The sequence below is a fragment of the Mycobacterium sp. NPDC050041 genome (assembly GCF_049541695.1).
Taxonomy (GTDB): Bacteria; Actinomycetota; Actinomycetes; order Mycobacteriales; family Mycobacteriaceae; genus Mycobacterium.
The window spans coordinates 1-1496 of the sequence record NZ_JBMVDG010000021.1 but is presented as its reverse complement, the minus strand read 5'-3'; the positions used below and the strand labels follow the sequence as shown (position 1 = coordinate 1496).

Genomic DNA, 1496 nt, shown 5'->3' with positions numbered 1-1496 from the left:
CGCCGAAATCGCTGATATGGGGATCAGTTTGTCAAGTGGGCAGGATGAAGCGGCGGCCGCAACCGTCGTTGCGGCCGCCGCTTCGTAGCCAGGTGTGTGTGATGCGGTGTCGAGCGTGTCGTGTTCGACGCGTGTCAGTCTGATATGCGCGGGTTGGCTACCGCAGGACGGTTCTTCGAGTCGGAGTGGGTCGCTGGTCTAGTAGACGAGCGTCATCGGTTGCACGGCAACAGATTGCTCATAGCGATTTCCGCGGGTCACTCCGAGACGCCTGCCGACACCGGTCAGCACTCACCTGGACGTTCGGGGGCCGTCAGTCGTCCATGACGGCCAGCGACCAGCACCAGCCGGCCAGTTCACGTGCGATGGCCGCGTTGGCGACCACGGGGCGTTTGCGGCGTTCGTCGAAACGCAGCCATCGATCGTGCAAGCGCCGGTTGGCGGCCTGTCCACGGGTCCGCGTCGCCGGCGTCGCAGCTTTCCATCGGCGGCGCATCACCTCTCCGGGACGGTAGGGCTTGCGGTGATGCCACGCCGATTCGATCAGCAGGCGGCGGGCGTGGGTGTTGCCGGTGCGGGTCAACCCACCCTGGGACCGACTGTCGCCTGAAGAGTACTCACAGGGCACCAAGCCGAGGTAGGCGCCGATCGTGCGTCCGGTCAACCGGTGCCAGTCACCGATCTCGGTGGCCAACCCGAACGCGGTGAGCGTCGAGATACCGCGTAGGCACCCCAGCCGGGTGATCACCGGGGTGAACATCGAGTCGGCGGCCATCGCGGTGATCGCCGCATCGAGCCGCTCGCGACGTTCGGTGATGGTTACAACGGTGTCCAGGGCGGTGTCATAGGCCATCGTCAGTGCCGGGCTGTCGAACCGCTGCCCGCGGAGCCACCGCTCGTGGTCGCGCGACCACGCGGTGCCGCCGTAATACACGACGCCTCTGCGCAGCAGCAGCTTTGACAGCCGGTTACGCGCCGCCATCAGATCCTGGCGGCAATCCTCGCGGGCCCGATAGAGATCCCGCGCGGCTTCCTGCTCGACACCGGGGATCTCGACTTCCACGATCTCGCCCAGATGCAGCAGCCGAGCCAAATGCCGGGCATCGCGCTTATCGGTCTTGACTCGATCCCCGGCCGGGCGCTGCAACTTCGACGACGCCGCCACCGAGCACCGGATCCCGGCGGCGTTGATGCTGCGCGCCAACACGAAACCCGTCGGCCCCGATTCGTAGGTCGCGGCCACCGAGCCCGGCAGATCGTTCAACCACGCCACAATTTCCCCGTGATCCGGGGTCAACCGGCGCTCGAACACCTCACCGGTCTCACCATCCAAAGCACACGCAACCACCGATCGTGCGTGCACATCCAAACCAACACTCGTACGCTGAACCTTCACTGGGGCCTCCCACATCTGTGGCTCTACCGGCCAGGACCCACTTCCTGTCGGCAACCCACGTTCACATGTGAGCGAGGCCCCAGCCCCCCATACCGTCTAG

The 1496-nt window shown here is 65.8% G+C and carries 1 protein-coding gene; it reads right to left on the bottom strand.

The window, feature by feature from the left end; genetic code table 11:
• Positions 1 to 313: 313 nt before the first annotated feature.
• Entirely contained in the window at positions 314 to 1396 is a 1083-nt protein-coding gene (locus ACPCHZ_RS28470) for an IS110 family transposase (RefSeq protein ID WP_423487822.1), read from the bottom strand.
• Between the last annotated feature and the right edge of the window lie 100 nt (positions 1397 to 1496).